A 21,782-nucleotide genomic window follows, 5' to 3' on the forward strand; every position below is an offset into this window, starting at 1 on the left:
TTCCTTACGAGACACTCTGGGAGGGCGGGAGGTTGCCGAGCAGCACCCGGGAGACCTCCAAGATCGACGTACAGGTCGCGTCGGGAGGAGTGCAACCGTCCGGTAGGACCTCGTCGCGGACTTTCAGGTAGACAGTGAAGAGGCCGGCGGCGGCGGCGCCCTTCACGTCGCGATCGTAACGGTCGCCCACCATCGCGGTTCGGGCAGGGGCGCTCCCCAAGGTCGTGCACGCATGCGCGAACAGCAGCGGGTCGGGCTTGAGCATGCCCAGCTCGTCGGCGATAAAGAGCGCGTCGAAGAACTCGCCGATGCGCAGCAGCGCGATTTTTTCGTAGTGCGTCTCAGCAAAACCGTTCGTAACGATGCCCAGTTTCTTTCCGGCCGCGCGCAGTTCGCTCAGCAACTCGATCACGCCGGGAAAAACGGCGTAGTACCTCTTCCGGTATTCGTCGTACATCTGCGCGGAACGGTGCGCGAGCGACGCGTCTTGAAGTCCCACCGTCTCGAGCGCCGCGCCCCAGAGCTGGGGCCGGATGTTGGCAAGCTTTATCGCGAACGCCTCGGGAGAAAGCCGTTTCCAAAAACCTTCGGCTTGCGCGATGTACGCCGCTTTGAGCGCGATCGCGTCGACGCCGTGCTCGGCGGCAATTTCGTGCGCCACGTCTTCGGCAGCGCTTTGATAGGCCAACGTATCGTCGTGCAGCGTGTCGTCGAGATCGAACAACACCGCATCGATAGTCCGAGTCAAAACCGCACCCGAAACGATCGCAGCGCATAGGGACCGGCGGTAAAGACGAGCGACTCGTTGTCGATCGCGACGTCGCCGTCCACCGGCCGCTCCAGCGCGTCGACCGGTACGGCCTCGCGAACGCGGCCTCCGCACCGCAACGCTGCCTGCGCGCCGGTGCCGTTACATTCGCGAACGCGCACCACGACGCCGTCGCCGTCTTCGGCCGGTTTGCACGCAACGATCGCAACGTTCGCGTCGTCGCTCGTGAAGAGCCGCACGCCGCCGCCCCCCGCGAACTGGAGCCAAAGGCGCTCGATATCGCCTACCGACGCATCGCGCAGCGGCGCGAACGCCCACGACAACGCGTGCTCGCCGCGATCGGCGTGCGGATCCGGCCACGTCGTGGAGCGCAGCAGCGAGTGCCCAAGCCGGATGCCGCCGGCGGGGAGCGCGCGGGCACTCCAACCGTACGTATCGAGCGCGAGAATCGCCACCGCAGCTTCGTCCTCGCTGCGGGCCACGGCGAAGCGCTGTCCCGGCACTTCAAACCGGGCGCGCTCGTAGGGCGTGTCGGCGCGCGCGGTGCGTTCGATGCTCCCGTGCGGCGCACCGTATCGCACCGTCTGGGCGCCGGCCGCAAACCAGTTTTCCAGCCGTAACAAGGTACGGCGTTCGCGCCAGTCGACGGCGAGATCGACGCGCAAGAACGCGTCGTCGTCGCCCAGCGCGACGCGCATCGTCGCGCGCGATCCGCCGAGGTCGAACGGAATCTCGAGCGCACCGTCGACGACGCCGGGCGATTTTGGCTTGCCGGCACGACGCCTTCGCTGGTAGCCGTCGTCGATGTTCCACGCTTCCCAGCGCTTGGGCCGATCGCGATACAGCGCGAGCGCGTTTGCCTGCGCGACGAGATTGCGCCCGTCCTTGCACGCTAGTTCCACGATCGTGCCGGATCGCCGTACGCGCGCGTGCAGCCGGCGGTTCTCGAAGAGAAAATCGCCGTCGCGTTCCTCGGGCGCAACGATCGCGGCGGTTCGCTCGCGCGCGGCCCGCGGCAACATCGCCTGGGCCGCGGCCCCAGCCGTTTCCAGCAGCTCGCGCGCCCGCGCGTACTCCGCGTTGGCGTCGACGTACACGTCGGCAATCGACGTTCCGGGCAGCACGTCGTGGAACTGATTGCGCAACACGATCTCCCACACGTCGCGCAGGGCCGCGCGTACGCGTGCGAGCGTATCGCCGGGCGAACGAACGGCGACGCACCAGGCCGCGAGCTCTTCGACCTCGCGAAGCCGGCGTTCGAGCGACGCGTTTTGCGCCTTGATGTCGTGGTGCGTCGTAAAGACGCCGCGATGGTATTCGAGATAGAGCTCGTCGTCGTGTACGGGCAGCTCGGCGCGCCGCGCTTCGAGCCGTTCGAACCACGCGCGCGGTCGCTCCCAGCGGCCGCCTTCTTCGGCTCGATCGACCTGCGCGCGCGTCGGGCCTCCGCCGCCGTCGCCGTAACCGATGACCAGCGGTTCCCCGCGCTCGCTCGCCGTCGCGAGGCCCGACGGCACCGAGCGGCAATCCATTCCGGCCAGCGATGCGGAGACGATCTGCGCACCGTCCGGTCCGCGCCACACGAACTGCGCGTGCGGGAATCGCGTCGTGTCGTTCCAGCCGAGCTTGGTGGTCGCGAAGTAACGCACCCCGGCGTGCGCGAGCAACGTCGGCAGCGTGCGCGGGAAACCGAAGGTGTCGGGCAGCCATGCGATCGCCGGCTCGGTTCCGAAATGCTCCAGGCAGTAGCGATGCGCGAACAGCATTTGGCGCAACAACGATTCGCCCGACGGAACGTTGCAGTCGGGCTCAACCCACATTGCCGCCACGTCGGGATCGAATCGACCCTCTGCAACGCGGCGCGCGACGCGCTCGAACAAGTCGCCATCGCGCGTCCGAACGAAATCGTACAGCTGCGGCTGGCTCTGCATGAACACGAACGCGTCGTCGTCGTCCATGAGCGCCAGCGCGTTCACGAAAGTGCGCGCGGCTTTGCGTTTGGTTTGGTCGTAGCTCCACAGCCACGCGACGTCGAGGTGACTGTGCCCCCAAAGCGTGACGTCGCCTTGGCGCGCCGCCGGCAGCCGCGCGGGTTCTCCGAACGTAACATCGAGGGTACGGCGCGGCGGCGTCGCGGCGCGCCGGTTTATCCACGCCCACCACACTCCTGGCCCAGGCGGCAAGCCGTTGGTCGGCAGCGAGCGGCGCTCGACTTCCACGAGCAGTTCGCGCGGCTGCGTCGCCGGCGGCAGCGCGACGTCGTGGTGCTCGAGATCGAACGCGCCGGCCGTCCGGCCGTCGACGCGCAGCAGCGCGCCCGCGGGGGCGTCGTAATGGACGATCGTGGTTGCCTGCGAGGGCGGAAGCGTCGCGCGGAACGTGACGGTTGCCTTGCTTTGGTCGCACTCGGCGAGTCGCAGTTTCACGTGCCTGTGATGCGCGGCCGCGCGGGTCCGTTCCCGTGGTCTCGCGAAGGTTTATCGATGTTCGCGCCGGCCTTGGCCGCCGCAACGCTTTTGGCGCTCGGCACGCCGTCGTTGGATTTACGCATTTCGATCACGCGCGACCGCTTGATCGCGGAATCCCCCTTGATTCGAACCGAGGGCGTGAACCCGTACGACTTTGTTTTTCGCCTCGACTATTTGCGAGGGCAGTTGTCGTCCGTGACCGACGACGCGCGCCGGGCCGATCTCGAAGCCGAAGCGAACCTCGAGTTAAGACTCGATGCCGAGCTGATGTCCAATCTCTGCCCCGTCTTCGCTGCGATCGACGGCGTCGACGAAAGTTTTTACAACGACGATCCGCACGCGGCGCCCGATCCCGTGGCCTTTTATCTCCCCAAAAGCGATCAACACCGCAAGTACGCGCTGGTTGTCGTTCTGCACGGGCGGCAACAGACCGAAACCGATATCGTATCGCGCGCCGTGCTGCGCGAGCTCGCCGACAGCAAGCACGCAATTCTGGTCGCGCCGTGGGGTATCGGCAGTTCTTTATGGGGCAAGGAATCGGCCGGCGAAATTGCTGCGATCGTACGCGAGATGGAACGTGGGTTCTCGATCGATCCGACTCGCGTGTACTTGGCAGGCATCGGCCTCGGTGGCGACGGCGTCTTTAGAATCGCCTCTTCGCACCTTCAACCGTTCCGCGCGATTTTGAGCGTCGACGGCGGCCTAGAGCAGGACGACGCCTTCGCCGCCCTAACCGCGCTGCGCAGCAACTACGTCTATCTCATCGGACACGGCGAAACGTACGATGCGCTCGCCCGGAGCTGCGTGCTAGTCTCATACTATCCTTTCGAGGAACGCGGGGCCGGGTTTTACCAAATGAACGCGCAGCTGCGCCAGGCTTGGGAGGACATGTTCGACGGCACCGTTCGCAACTCGAGCACGCACGAATGTACGGCCCTTTGACGCGCGCCCGCGCTATGGAATCTGGTTTAAGTGCTGCTGCAAGGCGATCCAACCGTCGTCGGAGATGCTTACCGAGCCGCTAAACGGGCCGTCGAACTCCTGAATCACGATGAACAAAATCGCGATGAGCCCCGCGAGGATCGCCGTCATCACTAGTTGCGCGGGCCGGTTCTCCGAGCCGAACAAGAAGGCGAAAGCCATCATCGATAGGGCGCCGGCGAGGAGCGCGAACCACAGGACGCCGGGCACCGACGGTGCCGAGTGGATCAGCCGTTCGCGCCGCGCGTCGAAGAGGCGAACGATCTGCGCCGTAGCGGCTTGCTGCGCGTTTGACTGCGCGGCCGTCTTCGGCACGTACGTGTCCACTTGATGCGCCGCTTGCTCGAGGATGACGACGTCGGGGTTGACGTCGACGTCGCGCGACATCAGCGGCCATTCGGCTTGAATCATTTGATCGACGTATTTCGAAAGCTCGTCGCGAATGTGCGCTCGTAACGGGTTGGGATACGCACCGACCGACCGGTAGAGATCCGAGACGGCGGCGACCTCATTTTCCACGTTAGCCACGGTGGCGTCGTACTTCTCCCATACGACCACGACGATGAATCCGAGCACGACCGCGTAAATGACGCCGACCGCGGAGAACAAGAAGCCCGCCACGTCGTTATGACGCCGCAAAACGTCGGATTTGAAGCGATGCTGAAAATATGCGTGCGCGAGCACGGCGACGACGATGACGGCAAAGACGATGAAGATCTCTCCGACCGCTTCGCCCAGGTAGAAGTTCGACCGCGTCAGTGTCAGTATGCCTCCTCCGGCCGTCAGCTCTCGACCAGTTCTGCGAGCGCCCGATCGAAGATCTTGGGCGCCTTCCCTCCGAAAAGTAGTCCCTCGTTGCTGCCCGTCTGTCTACGCAACTCGATGAGTTCGTCGCGAAGGGCCGCGGCCTTCTCGAATTCGAGATTTGCGGCAAACTGGCGCATCCGGCGCTCTAGTTCGGCGGCCGTCCGGAGCGCCACGTCGCGCGGCAGTTTCTCCATCTTGGCCTTCTGCGCCGTTTCCTCGGTCGATCCGATCATGCTGAGGATGTCGCGCACCTCCTTACGCACGGAGCGCGGCTCGATACCGTGCTCGGCATTATACGCCACCTGCATCTCGCGGCGACGGCGAGTCTCGCCGATCGCGCGCGCCATCGATTCGGTCACGCCGTCGGCGTACATGATGACCTTGCCTTCGACGTTGCGCGCCGCCCGGCCGATCGTCTGGATGAGCGACGTGCCGCTGCGCAGGTAACCTTCCTTGTCCGCGTCGAGGATACCGACGAGCGACACTTCGGGCAGATCCAGGCCTTCGCGCAGCAGATTGATGCCGACCAGCACGTCGAACGTACCGATGCGAAGATCGCGCAGAATCGCTACGCGCTCGAGCGTGTCGACCTCGCTGTGCAGGTAGCGCACCTTGAATCCCATCTCGAGCAGAAAGTCGGTGAGATCCTCGGCCATCTTCTTGGTGAGCGTCGTCACGAGCACGCGTTCCTTGCGCTCGGCGCGCCCGCGGATCTCCTCCATCAAGTCGTCGATTTGATTGCGCGTCGGCCGGACCTCCACTTCGGGATCCACCAGTCCCGTCGGACGGATGATCATCTCCACCGTTTGCGCGCTGCGCCCGATCTCGTACGCACTCGGCGTTGCCGAGACGTACACCACCTGGCGAATGTGATCGTCGAACTCATCGTACGTGAGCGGGCGGTTGTCGAGCGCGCTCGGCAGCCGGAAGCCGTGCTCGACGAGCACCTGCTTGCGGGACCGGTCGCCCGCGTACATGCCGCGCACTTGGGGAAGCGTGACGTGCGACTCGTCGACGAACAACAGCCAGTCGTCCTTCGGAAAGAAGTCGATCAAACACCACGGCGTCGAGCCGGGCTCGCGGCCGGTTAGATGGCGCGAGTAGTTCTCGATGCCGTTGCAGTAGCCGACCTCGCGCAGCATGTCGAGATCGTACCGCGTGCGCATCTCCAAGCGCTGCGCTTCGAGCAGCTTGCCGTGATCCTTGAAGTACCGCAGCCGTTCGTCGAGCTCGACTTCGATCGACGCGATGGCGCGGCGCAGCTTCTCTTCGGGCGTGATGAAATGCTTGGCGGGAAAGATCAGCAGCTCGTCTTTGCTCTCGACGTACTCGCCGGTGAGCAAGTTGACGACGTTGATCGCTTCGATCTCGTCGCCGAAGAACTCGATCCGATGCACCAGCTCTTCGTCGACGCCGACGAACTCGAGCACGTCGCCGCGAACGCGGAACGTCCCGCGAACGAGATTGATGTCGTTGCGCCGATACTGCATGTCGACGAGCTTGCGCAACAACACGTCGCGGTCGATAGAATCGCCGATTTTGATGCGGATCGACATCTCCATGTAGTCCGACGGCGAGCCCAAGCCGAAGATGCACGACACCGAGGCGACGATGAGCGTATCGGGACGCGTCAGCAGCGATTGCGTGGCGGAATGGCGCAAACGTTCGATTTCGTCGTTGATGGAGCTGTCTTTTTCGATGTACGTGTCGGTCGAAGGGACGTACGCTTCGGGCTGATAGTAGTCGAAGTACGAAACGAAATACTCGACGGCGTTTTTCGGAAAGAAATCCCGGAACTCGGCGCAAAGCTGCGCGGCGAGCGTTTTGTTGTGGCACAGGACGAGCGTGGGTTTCTGCACCAGCTCGATCGTCCGCGCCATCGCCATCGTTTTACCGCTGCCGGTAACGCCGAGAAGCGTCTGGGCGCGGTCTCCCCGCAGCACGCCTTCGGCCAGCGCCTGGGTCGCTTTGGGTTGATCGCCGGCCAGCGCAAAGGGCGAAACCAGCTCGAATCGTTGGGCCATACGCACAAGGAAACCCCTTGCCGAAGGCACCCGGTTGCGGGGGCGTGAAGACCCGAGGCAGCCCGCTGCTCTCTACCGCCGGGAGAATCGCCGTGACGCATAATCCGCTGCTCTTTAGCGGAAACTCGAACCCTCAACTTGCCGAAGAGATCGCCAAGCGCCTCAAGCTGCACGTCGGCAAAGCGCTCGTGACCGAGTTTAAGAATGAAGAGACCCGCGTCGAGATCGGCGAGAACGTTCGCGGCTCGGAAGTCTTCGTGATCCAATCGATAAGCAAGATGCCCAACGGCAAGAGCGGCAACGACGCGCTCATGGAGCTGCTGCTGATGATCGACGCGCTGCGCCGCGCGTCGGCGGCGCGCATCAGCGCGGTCATTCCGTATTACGGCTACGCCAAGCAGGACAAAAAGACCAAAGGCCGCGAGCCGATTTCGGCAAAGGTCGTCGCCAACCTCATCAAGGTTACGGGAGCGAAGCGCATCGTCACGATGGATTTGCACGCGGCGCAGATCCAAGGCTTCTTCGACATCCCGGTCGACAACTTGATGGCCATTCACGTGCTTTGCGAGCATCTCAAGCATCAGGGATTGTGCGACGACCGCATCGTCGTGGTCTCCCCCGACGCCGGCGGCGTGCACCGGGCCGAGCTGTTTGCCAAGCGCCTCAACGCGTCGCTGGCGATCGTCTTCAAGCGCCGTCCGCAGCCCGACGTGGCCGAGGTTACCGACATCGTCGGCGACGTGAGCGGGCGCATCGCCGTCATCGTCGACGATATGATCTCGACCGGCGGCACGCTCGCCAAAGCCGCAGAAGCGATCAAAGCGCGCGGCGCCACCAAAGTGTACACCGTCGCGACGCACGGCATCTTCGCCGGCGACGCGGTACAAGTGCTCGAACAGTCTGAGATCGAAAAGGTCGTCATCACGAACACGATCCCGCTCGCCAATCTCGAGCAGCATCCGAAATTCGTTCAGCTGTCGATCGCGCAGGTTTTCGCCGACGCGATCAGCCGCATCACGACGAATCGTTCGGTCTCCGAGCTGTTCGCAACGACGGAAGAAAACCCTAAGCTCGACGGCTCGGTGCTGTTGCCCGAACCCGTCATCTCGTAAAGGAACCTTGTGGCTACCAAAGACTTGAAACTCTCGATCGAAACGCGTGAGAAGCTCGGCACGACCGGTGCCGCCGCGCTCCGCCGGCACGGAAAGATTCCGGCCGTCGTCTACGGGCACGGCACCGCGGCGCAGAATATCGCCATCGACGCGCGCGCGTTTAACGACATTCTGCACCATGGCGGCCGCAACTCGATCATCACGCTGACCGACGGCGGGAAGAAAGGCGAAACGGCGCTGGTGCGCGAGCTCCAGATCGATCCGGTTAGCCGGCGCATCATTCACGCCGATCTGTTGCGCGTCTCGGCCGACGAGGCCGTTACCGTGGAGCTGCCGGTCGTTACGGTCGGCGCGGCACGCGGCGTACGAGAGTCCGGCGGCGTCATGGACGTGCTCAACCACACGCTCGAGATCGAGGGCCCCGCAAATCGCATTCCCGAGCACTTGGAAGTCGACGTAACCGAGCTGGGCATCCACGAACACATCAACGCCGGCGACGTCAAGCTGCCGAACGGCTTCACGATGGTCACGCCCAGCGACACGGTTGTCGTCGCGATCGAGCCCTCGCGTACCGAACGCGAGCTCGAGGAAGCCGCGGCCGGACCGACCGAAGCGGCCGAGCCCGAAATCGTCGGCGCCGAAACGACATCGGAAGCGGGCGAATAAAACTCGTTGCCGGATTAGGCAATCCCGGCAAAGAGTATGCAGCGACGCGCCACAACGCCGGCTACATGGCAGTCGACGAGGTGGCGCGACGATTCGGCATTACGCACTGGCGCAAAAAAGACAGCGCGGAGCAAGCCGCCGACATGGCGCGCGGCGTCGTTCTCGTCAAACCGACGTCGTACATGAATCTCTCCGGCACGCCGCTGCGCTTGATTTCGTCGTGGTATAAAACGCCGCCCGAGGACGTGCTGGTCGTCGTCGACGAGATGGATCTCCCATTTGGAAAGCTGCGCATGCGGGCGTTCGGCGGCCACGGCGGCCATAACGGTCTTCGTTCGGTGATTGCGACGATCGGTGACCGGTTTCCGCGGCTGCGCATCGGCGTCGGCCGGCCAAAACACGAAAGCGGCGACAGCATCAACCACGTGCTGGGCACGTTCGACGCCGACGAGAAGCAACGGTGGCCGGCAATACTTTCGGCCGCCGCCGACGGTATCGAGCGGTGGCTATCCGGAGATCTAGACGCCGCGATGCGCTTTATCAATAGTTGGGAAGAACTCCAGAAACCGAGCACTTGACCAAAAGCACTGTGCCCGGCTGGTGGCCAGAGATGCCTTTCGCGAATCAAACGGCTGTCGCGAAAGCAGCGGTCCCGCAACGGGCAAAGCAAAAACCAAGCTCGCACGATTGTACCTCCTCCTTGCGAGCACCACTAGGATGTTGGCACGCCTCTACCCCGGGGGTACCGATGCCTTCCGATAGGGCCTAGCGCTGATGCAGATTTGCATGCCTGTGTTAGAATCGCACAGTACCTTCCTAATTTCAGGAGAATCCGCAAATGCTTGACCGCCGGCTCGTGGCTGCGGCGCTCGCCGAAACCCAGGATCTTCCCGAGTCCGATCGCGGACAGGATGTCGCATTTGCTCGGGCGGTTTCGTCTTCGCTTCGCCTGGAAGGGATTGACGTGTCGCCAGAGCAGGTACTCGAGGCAAGCAAGGCTATTCCTGATAGCCAGTGACCGTTGAGGATCCGGGCGCCTTCGGGGCCCTCACCGCTTCGCAGATTGAGCGCCTATCTGGCGCTCTTTTTCATCTTCACTCGAAATTGGTGAAAACCGTACGCACACCTGAGGATTGGTCTATTCCGTTCCTTTACGACGTTCACCGATCAATTTTTCGGGGCCTATTCCGCGACGAAGCGGGCCGTGAACGTCGCGTTGAAGTCGTGCTACGCGACCTTCCAGTACCACCGGTTACGCAGATCCAATATCGGCTCCAAACGATCGTGCAGGCAATCCGTGACCTCGTCACACGCGCCGGTACTCTTAGCGGCGCCGAGAAAATCAACGCAGTTTTTGCCGAAGCTGCTCGGATTCACGCGGATTGCATCTGCGTTCAGCCGTTCGTGGACGGCAACAAACGGTGGGCGCGAGTGATCCTGAGCGCGTTTCTTGCAGACTGCGGCTACTCTCCCGGAACGGAAATCCCCGAGGTCGATCATGACCGCTACATGGAGGGCATCAGCAAGTCGGTTAACGAGGCTCATCCGGAGCAGCTAGCGGCCCTACTACTCGCCGGCTGGGTCGCGCTGCGGCAGGCATACAGAGAAGCCACGCGTTCGGGCTCTGTGTCATATTGACACAATCGTGAATTTTTGGCACACTCTCTTACGGACCCTTTTGCGGGTTAGTAAGGAGTTTGAAAGTGCAAGAAGAGCGCGAGGAGCTAATCCTAAAGGAAACGCTCACCGAGGAGTTCATCGTCGACGGCGCGGTCATCGCCGAGGAGACGGTGAACGCGGAGATCGAGGTCGAGGTCCGGGAAGCGCCCGAGATTACGATCGTGCTTACCAGCGGTGCGGAGCACAACTTCGTTTACCATCCCAAGGAACAGGTCGCAAAGCTGACAGATCAGGCGGTGAAATATTTTGCCAGCCACGGGAAGCTCGACCCCTCGAAGCAATATGAGCTCATTTTCGATGGGAACAAGCTCCAACCACGCCTGACGCTCGCGGAAGCTGGAGTCAAGCCTGATGACAAGCTGACGCTTTCGCCGTGCGAACGCCCGGTCGACGGATGAGACCCGCGGTCGCGCAGGCGATCGCAGAAGACGAAGTCCAAAACGCGATCGCCTCTGGCGTTTTTACTGGCGAGTTTCGGCTGCATGTTTGGACGTTCCCGATGCTTGTTATCGACGTTGCCAGCGTAAGTCGGGAAATGCGGTTCCGGCTACGCGTCGATTTTACCGACTATGATGCGCAACCTGTTCAGTTACGTCTCGTGAATGAAGACCGCATCGAGATTTTCGATCCGTTCCCGCTACGGAACGGACAACCGTTTCCAAATCATCAGCCGGCGCAGCTGCCGCAGTTCTTCTGCATTACTGGTACGCGTGATTACTACACGCATCAAGGACACAATCCGCAGGCCGGCGGTCCCAGTTGGGAAACGCATCGACAAGCACATCCTGCCCGAGTTGTTCTGCATGAGGTGGCTCACAAGTTTGCATCAGGAGAGTGGTCGTAATGCTTAACGCCAGATATGTACTTCCCCAGGCTCTCGTCGCACGATCGTGGCGGTTTCTCGCTGATCGAGGCTCTCATGGACACGAAGGGATGTTGCTGTGGGCGGGGCGCGCAACGCGCGGCGCGGCAACGATTTCTCGCCTCGTTATCCCAGCCCAGACGGCCATACGGACAGCCGCCGGCGTCTGCGTCGCGATGGAAATGGAAGCTCAACGGGCGATGCCCCAGTCCCTGCGCGCCGGCGAAGAATACTTCATTCGCGTTCATTCCCATCCATGTAAGGCGTTTCATTCCGATGCGGATGATGCGAATCTGGTACTGTCGCATAACGGCGCGATCTCGATCGTGGTCCCAAACTTCTGCCACAATGTGCCGACGGATCTCACGGCGTGCGCCGTCTTTGAGTACCGAATCGGACATGGGTGGAGAGAGCTCGATCTTAAGGAGCGCGGCGCAAGGTTTACCATAGTATGATCGACCCGAGATTAGAGATTTTTGGCGCAATCGACGATGCTCAAAAACGGGAAGTCCTGTCGCGATTGAGTAGCACGGCGGTCTCGATCGTCGCCGATCCGTCGATCCCCCAGCGACGTGAGCTGATGATCGCCGTAACCCATGCCACGGATCTCCTGGCGCGACTCTTTGATCACGTGGTAATCGATATCGACTGTCCTTGGGCGGACGAGCAGAATCAAAAAGCTCAGAGCCTCCGGCCTCTCGGCAACGCGGAGCCAACGACGCGAGTGACTCTTGGCTTCGGCGATGTCCCGGCGGACATCTACGCGGGTTACAGCGCGACCGGCGCGGCCATTTCGGTACGTGCTCCGCTCTTGTGCGACGAAGGCATTCTTGCTGCGCTCCTCGCTGGTTCCGCGGCGGCAGCCGAAGTATTCAAGCTCGTTTTCGAGAGCTTCTTGCCGGAAATCGTTCGCGCGGACTACGTTATCCCGATGACGCTTGAGTCGGATCTCTGCCCATCTCAGGGCGGGATTGTGCTAGACGCGATCGTTGCCGGCGGAGGCTCCGTCGGATTCGGGGTTGTGGAGGCGCTGGCAGCGCTAGATATTGAGCTCCGTGGACGGGTCGATATCATCGACAACGGCGTCATCGAAGAACGCAATCTTTACAAGTACGGTCATCTTAGTAGGCAGACCGCACTTTCCGGAGCTTACAAAGTCGCTATACTTGCGGATCGACTTCATACGGCTCACCCTGGACTTGAGGTTCACCCGCATCCCGTAACCATCGAAAACTACGAAGGTCGCGATGCCGCCCTCGCGATTGTTTCTATGGATAATGTTGCTGCACGTAGGGCGGCGCAGGAGCTCCTAACGCGGGACATCGTGAACATCGCCATTGACGGGACGGAGTTCGAGGTAGCGTCGCTCACCTTCCAACAAACGGGCTGCATCTATTGCTACTATCAAAACAATCGCGAAGAACAGGCGGACTACGCGGCGATTTCAGAACGATTCGGCCTCGACGTGAACCGCACTGAGCATTTATTGACGACTAATGAGGGCCTAATCTCCTCCGATATAGAGGCCATCAGTCGTGCCAACATTCTTCGGCAGGACGATGTTTCGACATTTCTCAATCAGCCGCTTCGTTCACTTATTCAGCGCGCGGCCTACGCACAAGCAGTTATCCAAAGCCAGCATGGATCGATGCGTCTTGCGACTGCATTTGTTTCCTCCATGGCCGGAACGATGGGAGCGATCGAGGCGCTTAAGAGCAGTATCCCCACTCAAAGACGCCAGCGTCTATCCGCTGCCGTAGATATGCTTGGAATATTTCACGCTCTTTGTGAGCGAAAAAACGCGAAGAATCCCACATGTGCGATTTGCAATAGCACATATCGGCTTAACGAATATCGACGGCTTTGGGGAGACGGCGGCTGTGCATGATTGACACAATTTGCCAAAAGTTTTATACTTTGGTTGGTGTTAAATAGAGATGAATTGTACAAAAAGCTAGCGGACGGCATTCGAAAGCATCGAGAAACAGAAGATTTAAGCCAAGAAGATCTTGCTAGCCGCGCAGGTTTGAGCAGAGCACAACTTGCCAATATCGAAAAGCAGCGCCAGCGTCCACCGCTTGATGTCCTTTACAAGCTCGCCGGCGCGCTTAATGTAGACGTTACCGAACTCCTGCCTCGCCAGGATGAGGTCATAGCAGTCGCCGACCAGGTTACCATGGACTACGCTGGCGATACGGTTAACGTGACTCCCGCGGCGGCCAGCTATCTCAGGGGCCTCGGGAACTCGCAGAATCGCTGATGGGCAGCGCGGTAGAAGCTGCCGTTCGTACGGCTCAGCGAATCCTCAAGCAGAATCCGCAGCGCCTTCCAATCGATGTTATCGCGATTGCGAAAGCGCACGGGTTTAGTGTCGATTTCGAGCCGTTCGAAGATACGTTATCTGGGATGTTCGTTCGAGAGCATCGAGTAATTGCAGTCAATAAGGCGCATCCACGGGTTCGACAGCGGTTCACAATCGCCCACGAACTTGGGCACGCATTGCTTCACGCCAAGTCCTCACCCTTGTTCGTCGATGATACGCAGATTTTTCACCGCGAACAGGGGCGCAATTCCCTTCGAGAAGTTCAAGCCAACCGGTTTGCGGCAGAGCTCTTGATGCCCGAACAAGACGTGCGCCGCGTCGCCGGTAACCACGTAGAGTTATATAATGAGACGCTGATCAGCCAGCTAGCGCGCCACTTCGATGTCAGTAGCCAGGCATTCTCGGCGCGCCTAGCGGCTCTAAACCTAGCGGTAATTTAGCCCCTTCTCAGGCGAACGTTCTCACCGGCCATGAATCGCGTAAGCTTCGATCCCCAAATCTTTACGACTGAATCTTTTTCCTCAGCGATCAGCCTGCCAATCGCATCGCGAGTGCTTTCGCTATACCATACGATTCGGAAAAGAGGAAAGGAGTATTTAATATGCGCTTCGTCTCCAAAATCGGTAGCATCGCCGAGCACGTCGAACAATAGCTGACCACTCATCCTTAGCGAAGCTCGCCAGAAAAAACGTGGTTGCTGTGCGCCAAGTATATCCGCCAAGTCTAATGGTGGCCGCTCGCGAGTCGAGCGTAGTTCTTTTTTGTAGAGATTCGTAGTAGTCAGCCGAATGTTCCACTCTAGTTCTTCACCTGGGAATCCCTGCTTGAAGACGCCCATGATCCGTTGGATCCATGCATGCATCTCAAGAAAGCGAAGGCGCACCTTTTCGTAGAGAGGTACGAGCAACACGCTCGGCACAAGGCGTACAGCCGAACCGTTGCGTTTCCATGATCCCTCTAAGATAAAGGGCACCGACTTCGCTTCGTCAGTGTCTTTGGGCGCTCGGATGAACATTCGAGCAAACGGGCCCACTTGGTCGTCATGACCGTAGAATTCGTTGATGCGGCTGGCGTACGAGTGGACGCCACTGACTGGCGGCTCGCGGAAATCGGATTCTTCTTTCGGAGTGGAATAACCGACGAGTGTGATTGCGTGGGATCCGACGCCGACAATGTCGCAGATGAGGATTGCGGGAAGCCCTGCCTCAAGATAGCCGTAGATTATTGATGCCAGCGGTGTAGCGCCGCTGATCTGAACGACTTCCGTCTCCAAATGTGCGGCACGAATCGCCTCGCACATCTGCAAGACGTCCAAGCCGTGTGATGGCACTGCACGCGTTGCGGTGCGTACGACATTTGCCATCTCTGTAATCATCGACGGACGTGGCCTGCGGGTTCCATCAAAGAGCCGACTGGTCATGTGGAAAGCTGACCAGAGCGCTACGGTTGCACACGCCGCGGTGACTCGGTCTTGCTCCTGAAAAGCAAGGCTTTTTACTGGCAGCTCGATGCCGGCGAGCACCGGGCGGTACAGTCTAATTACAGGATAGTGACGTCGATCAATGCTATCGTAAGTACGGAGAATCGTTCGTCCGATAATTGCGTCGGGCAAAGGTCGAGCCACGACAAAGCCAAGATAACTTTCTTGCAGAACTTTTATCGCGGAAGCATTTTTGTTACTAATGGCGGCCTTAAACAGCTCCTCGTCAAACGACGCGGAGAAAAAATGGAGTCGTTTGCAGAGACGCGGGTAGTTCTCAAAGCAGCTATAATAGTAGCTCGCATAATCGGATAGATAGTCGCCGTCGGTATAGTCGGTTTCCACGATGATGCTACGAGCGCCAATGGTCGTAAGATAGCCGAATAAGTAGCGCGTCCGCTCGCGCACCTCTACCTCGTCGGGGGTGATGAACCCATTTGCGAGAGCCGCGGCAAGTTGCGCTTCGCTAAAGACCAGGTAGTCGAAAGCCAAGAGTTTTAGCTAAACGCTGACTTGCTTCTTGAGCGTATCGGCGGAAACACGGTGCTCGAGCATAAACTCAGTAACCTGCTGATCGAGCTGCTGACCGATCTGCTCCGGATCCGAATCCTGAATGCCAGCCTTTAGCTGTTCGAAAGTCATGGCCTTTCCCTGATCGACGCCGGGTACGTTCCGGTTTTGGTTCACCCAGAAAGCCTCCGGTATAAACGACGGTACGCCGCGCGGGCATCCTTGCTCATCTCCGCCGCGATCGTTGGAGCGCCTTTCCGGCAAGCGGTCTGAAAACCCTGGATTGCCGCATCAAAATCGACCCGATTACTGGCAGCCGTGCCTCTGCGCGCTCTCCGCGTGAGGACCATCCATCGGCATCGTGTTAACGGTATTGTGGCAGAAATGGGCGCTCCTTCCTCATCAATTCATATAGATAACTAATCCATCGCTCCTTGCCTTCAGCAGCACGTATGGCTGCATTAGCGGATTTGCGAAACGGAATCGTAGGCTCCTTGGTGTCCCCTTGCGCTCAAGAATACAGCCGCGCTTATCGCTTGCGAACTCATTGAGATGACGAATGTAGCTCGGTACGTCATAGGACTTGCTCATAATGAGAGACAGGGGCTCACGTACAGCCGCTGGCGCGAAGTACCCCGTTTCGTCCGTGGACGCTTGTGCGCACGCTGCAAGTACTTGGCGATAAAGGTGTTTTCTTTGCGAGCTGGCGACGGCCAAGGCATATCCAGATACGAGCGACTGCTGAGCGTTGGATACAGCCGAATTTATCGCTAAGTCTATCGATGTCGAGTCGATTAGCATCACAGCGCGATTTAGGCTCTGCCGAGTAGCGTGCAGCGCAATAAGGTGCGTGTAGTACGGAAGCCCGAGCGACAAATGGCTTATTCTGCTGAGGCTAAGTCCGTCTATGGCCATTCCCAGATGTTTTAGACCAGTTTCGACGATCTGCTTCAACTCAGCTTCATTCATGCGTGGCATCCGCACCTGTACGAGGGCTCTTTCGATTGATAAGTGGTCATGGAGCAGGTCGGTAACACTGTCGGCGACTCCAACCAAGACCAGCGTTGCAGGAACGTTATAATCAGAGAAAAGTTTGACCGTTTCTGCCATATCTCTACGGACAGTCGGCGAGAGTACGTCGAACTCATCAAAGAACAGTACCAATGCGAGGCGCGATCCTAAGGGAGTCAACACCTCGCGTAAAACATCATGCGTCACCGTTGCGCCAGGCTCTAGATCTTTGAGCACGTTGGAAGGCTTAGGTTTCTCTCCACTTCGAAATCCCGCACGCGTTTTCTGGGTGGTTTGAATTTCTTTAAGCGCACGCGCCCAAACGCTCGCAAAAGAGTCCGAGGAAAGACAACTAATCCTCGGAGCAATAATGCCTTCGTCGCGTTGCCAAAATCCCGCGAGAACGTTTGCAAAGGATGTCTTTCCAACTCCGCGTTCGCCGTAGAGTACCGCGTGTTGACCGGGCTGATTTATGGCGTCAATAACGGCGGCAACCTGTTGCTTGCGGCCAGCAAAGAGCTCGGCCACCGCTATCGGAGCCGCCGGGGTAAAGACCTCACCTACGCGATAGCTCAGTCGTTCAAAATCGCTTTCATTCATGCTACTTATGGCCCATTGGCAGCGTAACGCACCGTACTATGCGCTTTCCCAAGGCGTAGGAGAAAAGCCTATCGCCTTTAATTTGAGCCTGCTTGGTTTCGACAAGAGGCGCCGAAATGATCATTCGCATGTTCTGTTCTTCATGCGGGTCACAGGTGATCGACGGCGCACGGTTTTGTTCCGGGTGCGGCATGGCATTGGGCCACGTATCCCCGTCGGCGGCGACATCGCGAACACCGTCTAGCGCCGCGCAGCAATCAAGCCCTAGGGCCAACCCGAACCGGGGATCAGGTTGGGGCATGTTTGTCGGCATCGTTCTGGTGCTGCTGATCGCTGGCTGCGCGGGTTTGATGTTGCTCGGTCAAAACGCAGCCACCGTCACGACCAATCCACACGCCGACTTTACGACCGCAGTCAGCAATCGACTAAGCTACCTTTGCCAACATGCTGGCAAGGACGCGAACTTCAGCGACTGTAGCTATAAGGTTGGACAGAATATGTATGGCGAGATCGTCGCAAACTGCCAAGCCTACGTTGATCGCACCGGCGCGATTAATGGCAGAACGAATTTCACCATCCACACGGATCAGAGCGGAACCGTCACCGGCATTTCGGCGGGGAAGGGTCCGACCGACGAGCAGGGCGAGGCTTACATCGACCTGATGAACGCCACCATGGACCGACTCGAGCCGCTCTGCCTAAAAGCCTACCGTGATATCGCGCGTGAGATGCACCGCAAGGTGGCCGCACACCCGCGCATTGGTGTAAAGCTTCTACACCCGATTACGGGCGAGACTCTAAACATCGACACGCTAAAATAGCATCGACGCGCGCAGCGCTCTGCGGTGAGATCTCGGGTGCCGCTTCGGCCTCCTGCTTCCCGGTGGAAACACGGCAATACGCCCAGTACTGTATTGCGAGAGGGTGTGAGTTTTGGCGTTATGCTGCTGAAACTCCTAGTGCGAGTATCAGAGAAGCTCACAAACTGACGGCGCATCCTATGCGTTACCAGTGCATAGTCATCGAGGACCTCCGCGTTAGAGGAATGCTACCTAATAGAACATTGGCATGGTCGATTGCATACATACGGTTTTTCGAACTTCGTCGACAGACCTAGCTATAAATCGCGTATCTCAGGATCAACAGTCATCGTTGCCGATCGCCGGTTTCCGTCCTCAAAGATTTGTTCGGCATGTCGGCGTGTTAACGAATCACTCACCTTTCTCGTCGCGTCTGGCAACGTGAATCCTGTGGCGCGTCCCGACCGCGACCGCAACGTCGCGTACAATCTAGCACGATACCCAGAGAACTCACGCGCGGCAGCCTGAGGGGCCAATGGTCCAGCGTCGAGTAATCCTCGACGTGGTGGCCATGGCTGGGAAGCAGGAAGACGCTGCAAGTTTGGCTTCAGCGTCAGAACGGAATACCCGAATACGGGAAGAAGGGGGGGAACGAGACGGACGCTAGGTTTGCGGGCAAAACGTTGGTCCTGCGCGTCGACGAAGCGAGCGTGCAGGCCGATGCATCCACTTTCCTCGACGATCTCGCCGTTCTCACCGAAGCCCTGATTCGCCCCGTCCTCGTTGCGCCCGAACCGGCGGCTGCCCGTCACATCGTGCGCGCGCTCAATCGCAGCGCGAACACCGCCGTCGCTCTGAGCGGTTCCGACGCCGCGATGCTCCCGCACGCACCCGGCGGCATCGGCAGAATTCAAACCGGCATCCTCACCACGTTGCTCGACGCCGGATACGTTCCGGTGATCGAGCCGACCGGATTTTCCGTTTTTGCCGCCGGCGACGCGCCGCTCGCGGCGGATGAAGTCGCGAGCGCGATCGCGCTCGCGATCGAGGCGGTGCGCGCGATCTTCTTTCACGCGTTGGGCGGCGTTCCCGATCCGCAAACCGACGCGCTCATCGCCGAGCTGACGCCGAGCGAAGCGCTCGAGCTCGCGCAAGACGCGCGCGTCGCCGAAGATTTGCGCGACGTGATCCGCGCTGCGGCGCTGGGGGTGCGCGGCGGTTTGCCGGTCGCGCAGATTCTCGACGGACGCGTTCCGCACGCGACGATCGTCGAGCTGCTGACCGCGCAGCACGTTGGAACGCGCGTCACGGGCAGCATTACGCTAGCGGCTTAGGGACAACCGCTCGGGGTGCCGTTGATGGCGGCGATGCGCGCACCCGGGCTCGGATGCGCGTACAAGAACAACGTCGCGGAGAGCTCGGGACAGACTTCTTCGATGTGCTGATCGGCCTCGCGAACGAGCGCGCGCACGGCGGCAACGCGATCGTGGTTTAAGCGAACCGAATACCGGTCGTTGTCCAGATCGTAGGATCGCAGCGACGCGTTACGCACGGGCACCGCCAGGAGATAGATCAACGCGAGCAGCGCGCCGACGAGCGCTAAACGCGAGAGCGGATCGTCGTCGCGCCGAAAACCGATGCGATCCGCGATGACGACGGCGAGCGCCGAGAAGACGATCACGATACCGCCTTCGATCAGCGCGATATAGATCGGATCGCCCAAGACGATTTCGCCGATCGCGATGCCCGCCAAGAACAGTACCTCGGGCGGCGAGTTCCCCGCCACCAGCGTATCGGTGAGCACCAGGCGCCGCGAGGCACCCAGCCCGATGACGACGGCGCGATCGACCGGCGAACTGTTGGATTGCTGTACGAGCACGGGCAATCCGGGGAGGCCGGCGCGATCGGCGGCGGCGTTGAGCTGCGCGCCCAGCGCGCCGGTGACCGGCGCCGGCGCGCCGGATCCCGGAATCTGAAAGTACGGACTCGCGAACGACCAGGCTAGACTCACCGCAAGGATGACCACGATCGTGTAGATATACCATTGGTGCGTTCGCTCGACGAGCGACAGCACGAGCGCGGCGAGCAGTCCCGCGACGACCATCGCCAGAATCGTGTGCCCTATCCAAAAGAGCGCCCAGACGCGCGTGAGTTCGACCGACAGGCCCATGACGCGCTCGACGCGATAGAGATAAAACGCCGGCAGCAGCGCGGCGCAACGCGCGATGAGGCCGAGGATCGCACCGAATGCGAAGCGCACGCCCCATTCGCTGCCGACGTGTCGTCGCAGCCGGTCGCGAACCGCGGCCGCGCGTCCGGTGCTCCAAAAGTATGCGAGCGCGACGACTTCGAACAGTGCCATCGCAAGCCAACCCGGCAACGTCAAGTGCACGAGGCGCACTGCCGCTTCCTGGCGCGTCGGGTCGACCAGCACGATCGCGGGTTGCGTCAATAGCGCATGCGCCGAAATGGCGTCGACGCGATGGTCGAGTTCGTTCGGCCGGTCGACGGCGGCAAGGGCGGGTGCCGGCGACGCGAAAAAAATCGCTACGAAGACGAATCCGAGCAGGATGCGGCGCGCGTCGAAAGCCATCGTCCGGGGCTTCGCGATGGTCTCGTTTCGGCCTCTGCTGCCACCGACGCGTACCTCCCTGGAGAATCGACGAACGAAACCCGATTGCGACCGCTGCGTTTGCTGTGATACATCGCGCCGTCGGCGAGTTCGAGCAAGTCGTTCGACGTCGTCGCGTCGTGCGGAAAGGTTGCGACGCCGATGCTGACCGTCATCGTTTCGGGTACGGCGAACTCGTGACGCCGAACCGCCTCGAGAAATCGCTGCGCGCGCTCCACGGCGCCGCTCTTGCTCGCATGACGGATGAGCGCGCAAAACTCGTCGCCGCCGTTACGTGCCGCACTATCGCTTCCGGGCGCGAGATGCGCTTTGAGGAGTCTTGCCATCGTTTGAAGCACGGCGTCGCCGGCCGGATGACCGTATCGGTCGTTGACGGCCTTGAAGCAATCCGTATCGACGAACCACAGCGAAACGATGCGTTCGGCGGCTGCCGGTTCCATGCGCGCCAGCTCTTCGTGAAGCTGCCGGCGAAAGGCCCGCGGCGATAGCAAACCCGTCAAGCCGTCGTGCGTGGCGTCGATACGATCGGATTCGCGTTCGATCGCCGTCGCATACGGAACCGCCGCCGCTTCGATTGCCTCGACGAGCGCGTCGTCGTCGAATGCAGCGGCTGCCGACGACGACGCATAGACGACGGCGCGCACGTCGCCGTCGCAGAGCGGAACCGCGGCGGCGAAGCGGTCACTCGGGAGCAGCGCACCGTCACCGTAAGACACCACGCGGCACCGCGAAGTCGCGGCCCGCGCAACCATTGCGCTCGCGTCGTCGCGCCGCAGCCGCGTGTGGCGAAAATGCTCGCTGCGCGAGCCGCTGCCGTACGCACACGCGAGCTCGTCGCCGACTGCCGTGAAGACTAAGATCGAGTCGACGCGTGGCTCGAGCGCGCGCACGCGTTCGTCGAGCACGGCAAGCACCGCCGCGCTCGAACGTCGCGCGGCACGGGCAAGCGCGTTCGCGGATTCGCGAAGCCATCGCTCGCGACGCAACGCGCGCGACTGCTCGCGCAGCGTAGCAGCCAACGCGTTTGCGCGGAACTGGCTAAGGCCGAGGAGCGCTA

The 21,782-nt window shown here is 60.6% G+C and carries 23 protein-coding genes; 14 read left to right on the forward strand and 9 right to left on the reverse strand.

The genetic code is table 11. From position 1 onward, the window contains the following. Positions 1–4: 4 nt before the first annotated feature. Positions 5–748 (reverse strand): HAD family hydrolase, encoded by a 744-nt coding sequence (locus VGG89_14390; protein HEY1977737.1) that lies wholly within the window; start codon positions 746–748, stop codon positions 5–7. Continuing rightward, complete coding sequence (locus VGG89_14395; GenBank protein ID HEY1977738.1) at positions 745–3,195, reverse strand: glycoside hydrolase family 38 C-terminal domain-containing protein; 2,451 nt, start codon at positions 3,193–3,195, stop codon at positions 745–747. Before VGG89_14395 ends, VGG89_14390 begins: the two co-directional genes overlap by 4 nt. A 57-nt stretch (positions 3,196–3,252) precedes the next feature. Between VGG89_14395 and VGG89_14400 the strand changes: the two genes are divergently transcribed. Then, positions 3,253–4,179, forward strand: coding sequence for a hypothetical protein (locus tag VGG89_14400; GenBank protein HEY1977739.1), 927 nt, complete (start codon positions 3,253–3,255; stop codon positions 4,177–4,179). 12 nt (positions 4,180–4,191) lie between these two features. Here VGG89_14400 and VGG89_14405 read toward each other — a convergent pair whose 3' ends face one another. Together VGG89_14405 and uvrB are read right to left on the reverse strand one after the other, a co-directional pair. Next, positions 4,192–4,902 (reverse strand): DUF4239 domain-containing protein, encoded by a 711-nt coding sequence (locus VGG89_14405; GenBank protein HEY1977740.1) that lies wholly within the window; start codon positions 4,900–4,902, stop codon positions 4,192–4,194. A gap of 98 nt (positions 4,903–5,000) precedes the next feature. Beyond that, on the reverse strand, positions 5,001–7,049 hold the full coding sequence (gene uvrB / locus VGG89_14410; GenBank protein ID HEY1977741.1) for an excinuclease ABC subunit UvrB: 2,049 nt from the start codon (positions 7,047–7,049) through the stop codon (positions 5,001–5,003). Between the two features lie 92 nt (positions 7,050–7,141). Here uvrB and VGG89_14415 point away from each other — a divergent pair, with 92 nt between their 5' ends. From VGG89_14415 to VGG89_14465, 11 genes are all read left to right on the forward strand, one after another. Next, positions 7,142–8,161, forward strand: coding sequence for a ribose-phosphate pyrophosphokinase (locus VGG89_14415; GenBank protein ID HEY1977742.1), 1,020 nt, complete (start codon positions 7,142–7,144; stop codon positions 8,159–8,161). A 9-nt stretch (positions 8,162–8,170) separates the two neighbouring features. Next, on the forward strand, positions 8,171–8,827 hold the full coding sequence (locus tag VGG89_14420) for a 50S ribosomal protein L25 (GenBank protein HEY1977743.1): 657 nt from the start codon (positions 8,171–8,173) through the stop codon (positions 8,825–8,827). Beyond that, entirely contained in the window at positions 8,824–9,405 is a 582-nt protein-coding gene (gene pth, locus VGG89_14425; GenBank protein HEY1977744.1) for an aminoacyl-tRNA hydrolase, read from the forward strand. Before VGG89_14420 ends, pth begins: the two co-directional genes overlap by 4 nt. A gap of 260 nt (positions 9,406–9,665) precedes the next feature. Continuing rightward, positions 9,666–9,845, forward strand: a complete 180-nt coding sequence (locus tag VGG89_14430) for a hypothetical protein (protein ID HEY1977745.1) — start codon at positions 9,666–9,668, stop codon at positions 9,843–9,845. After that, entirely contained in the window at positions 9,842–10,465 is a 624-nt protein-coding gene (locus VGG89_14435) for a Fic family protein (GenBank protein HEY1977746.1), read from the forward strand. The genes VGG89_14430 and VGG89_14435 overlap by 4 nt, the downstream gene beginning before the upstream one ends. A gap of 65 nt (positions 10,466–10,530) precedes the next feature. Beyond that, positions 10,531–10,905, forward strand: a complete 375-nt coding sequence (locus VGG89_14440) for a hypothetical protein (GenBank protein HEY1977747.1) — start codon at positions 10,531–10,533, stop codon at positions 10,903–10,905. Continuing rightward, complete coding sequence (locus VGG89_14445) at positions 10,902–11,351, forward strand: hypothetical protein (GenBank protein HEY1977748.1); 450 nt, start codon at positions 10,902–10,904, stop codon at positions 11,349–11,351. The genes VGG89_14440 and VGG89_14445 overlap by 4 nt, the downstream gene beginning before the upstream one ends. Before the next feature lie 218 nt (positions 11,352–11,569). After that, positions 11,570–11,824, forward strand: a complete 255-nt coding sequence (locus tag VGG89_14450) for a hypothetical protein (protein HEY1977749.1) — start codon at positions 11,570–11,572, stop codon at positions 11,822–11,824. Further along, positions 11,821–13,257, forward strand: coding sequence for a ThiF family adenylyltransferase (locus tag VGG89_14455; GenBank protein ID HEY1977750.1), 1,437 nt, complete (start codon positions 11,821–11,823; stop codon positions 13,255–13,257). The genes VGG89_14450 and VGG89_14455 overlap by 4 nt, the downstream gene beginning before the upstream one ends. Continuing rightward, complete coding sequence (locus tag VGG89_14460; protein HEY1977751.1) at positions 13,258–13,629, forward strand: helix-turn-helix transcriptional regulator; 372 nt, start codon at positions 13,258–13,260, stop codon at positions 13,627–13,629. It abuts the gene before it with no gap. Next, positions 13,629–14,132 (forward strand): ImmA/IrrE family metallo-endopeptidase, encoded by a 504-nt coding sequence (locus tag VGG89_14465; GenBank protein ID HEY1977752.1) that lies wholly within the window; start codon positions 13,629–13,631, stop codon positions 14,130–14,132. The genes VGG89_14460 and VGG89_14465 overlap by 1 nt, the downstream gene beginning before the upstream one ends. Here VGG89_14465 and VGG89_14470 read toward each other — a convergent pair. The 3 genes from VGG89_14470 to VGG89_14480 all read right to left on the reverse strand — a co-directional run bounded on the left by VGG89_14470 (position 14,129) and on the right by VGG89_14480 (position 17,293). Beyond that, complete coding sequence (locus VGG89_14470; GenBank protein ID HEY1977753.1) at positions 14,129–15,664, reverse strand: hypothetical protein; 1,536 nt, start codon at positions 15,662–15,664, stop codon at positions 14,129–14,131. The genes VGG89_14465 and VGG89_14470 overlap by 4 nt on opposite strands. A 9-nt stretch (positions 15,665–15,673) precedes the next feature. Beyond that, the gene (locus tag VGG89_14475; GenBank protein HEY1977754.1) at positions 15,674–15,859 is read right to left on the reverse strand and encodes a hypothetical protein; all 186 of its coding nucleotides are present in this window, start codon (positions 15,857–15,859) and stop codon (positions 15,674–15,676) included. A 225-nt stretch (positions 15,860–16,084) separates the two neighbouring features. Continuing rightward, on the reverse strand, positions 16,085–17,293 hold the full coding sequence (locus VGG89_14480) for an ATP-binding protein (GenBank protein ID HEY1977755.1): 1,209 nt from the start codon (positions 17,291–17,293) through the stop codon (positions 16,085–16,087). 299 nt (positions 17,294–17,592) lie between these two features. Here VGG89_14480 and VGG89_14485 point away from each other — a divergent pair, with 299 nt between their 5' ends. Both VGG89_14485 and VGG89_14490 read left to right on the forward strand, forming a co-directional pair. Continuing rightward, positions 17,593–18,114, forward strand: coding sequence for a hypothetical protein (locus VGG89_14485; protein ID HEY1977756.1), 522 nt, complete (start codon positions 17,593–17,595; stop codon positions 18,112–18,114). 662 nt (positions 18,115–18,776) lie between these two features. Beyond that, positions 18,777–19,427 (forward strand): hypothetical protein, encoded by a 651-nt coding sequence (locus tag VGG89_14490; GenBank protein HEY1977757.1) that lies wholly within the window; start codon positions 18,777–18,779, stop codon positions 19,425–19,427. Here the strand turns inward: VGG89_14490 and VGG89_14495 are convergent. Both VGG89_14495 and VGG89_14500 read right to left on the reverse strand, forming a co-directional pair. Then, the gene (locus VGG89_14495; protein ID HEY1977758.1) at positions 19,424–20,686 is read right to left on the reverse strand and encodes a M48 family metalloprotease; all 1,263 of its coding nucleotides are present in this window, start codon (positions 20,684–20,686) and stop codon (positions 19,424–19,426) included. The two genes, VGG89_14490 and VGG89_14495, sit on opposite strands and share 4 nt — an antisense overlap. Continuing rightward, positions 20,641–21,744, reverse strand: coding sequence for a GGDEF domain-containing protein (locus VGG89_14500; GenBank protein HEY1977759.1), 1,104 nt, complete (start codon positions 21,742–21,744; stop codon positions 20,641–20,643). The genes VGG89_14495 and VGG89_14500 overlap by 46 nt, the downstream gene beginning before the upstream one ends. Positions 21,745–21,782 lie beyond the last annotated feature (38 nt).

It is taken from the genome of Candidatus Baltobacteraceae bacterium, assembly GCA_036488875.1.
GTDB lineage: Bacteria > Vulcanimicrobiota > Vulcanimicrobiia > Vulcanimicrobiales > Vulcanimicrobiaceae > JAFAHZ01.

What these genes read in the sequence shown, in the direction of transcription:
- VGG89_14400 (HEY1977739.1), top strand. Translation starts at nt 3,253, where the DNA reads ATGTTCGCGCCGGCCTTGGCCGCCGCAACGCTTTTGGCGCTCGGCACG.
- uvrB (HEY1977741.1), bottom strand. Translation starts at nt 7,049, where the DNA reads ATGGCCCAACGATTCGAGCTGGTTTCGCCCTTTGCGCTGGCCGGCGAT.
- VGG89_14430 (HEY1977745.1), top strand. Translation starts at nt 9,666, where the DNA reads ATGCTTGACCGCCGGCTCGTGGCTGCGGCGCTCGCCGAAACCCAGGAT.
- VGG89_14445 (HEY1977748.1), top strand. Translation starts at nt 10,902, where the DNA reads ATGAGACCCGCGGTCGCGCAGGCGATCGCAGAAGACGAAGTCCAAAAC.
- VGG89_14450 (HEY1977749.1), top strand. Translation starts at nt 11,570, where the DNA reads ATGCCCCAGTCCCTGCGCGCCGGCGAAGAATACTTCATTCGCGTTCAT.
- VGG89_14455 (HEY1977750.1), top strand. Translation starts at nt 11,821, where the DNA reads ATGATCGACCCGAGATTAGAGATTTTTGGCGCAATCGACGATGCTCAA.
- VGG89_14465 (HEY1977752.1), top strand. Translation starts at nt 13,629, where the DNA reads ATGGGCAGCGCGGTAGAAGCTGCCGTTCGTACGGCTCAGCGAATCCTC.
- VGG89_14480 (HEY1977755.1), bottom strand. Translation starts at nt 17,293, where the DNA reads ATGAATGAAAGCGATTTTGAACGACTGAGCTATCGCGTAGGTGAGGTC.
- VGG89_14485 (HEY1977756.1), top strand. Translation starts at nt 17,593, where the DNA reads ATGTTTGTCGGCATCGTTCTGGTGCTGCTGATCGCTGGCTGCGCGGGT.
- VGG89_14495 (HEY1977758.1), bottom strand. Translation starts at nt 20,686, where the DNA reads ATGGCTTTCGACGCGCGCCGCATCCTGCTCGGATTCGTCTTCGTAGCG.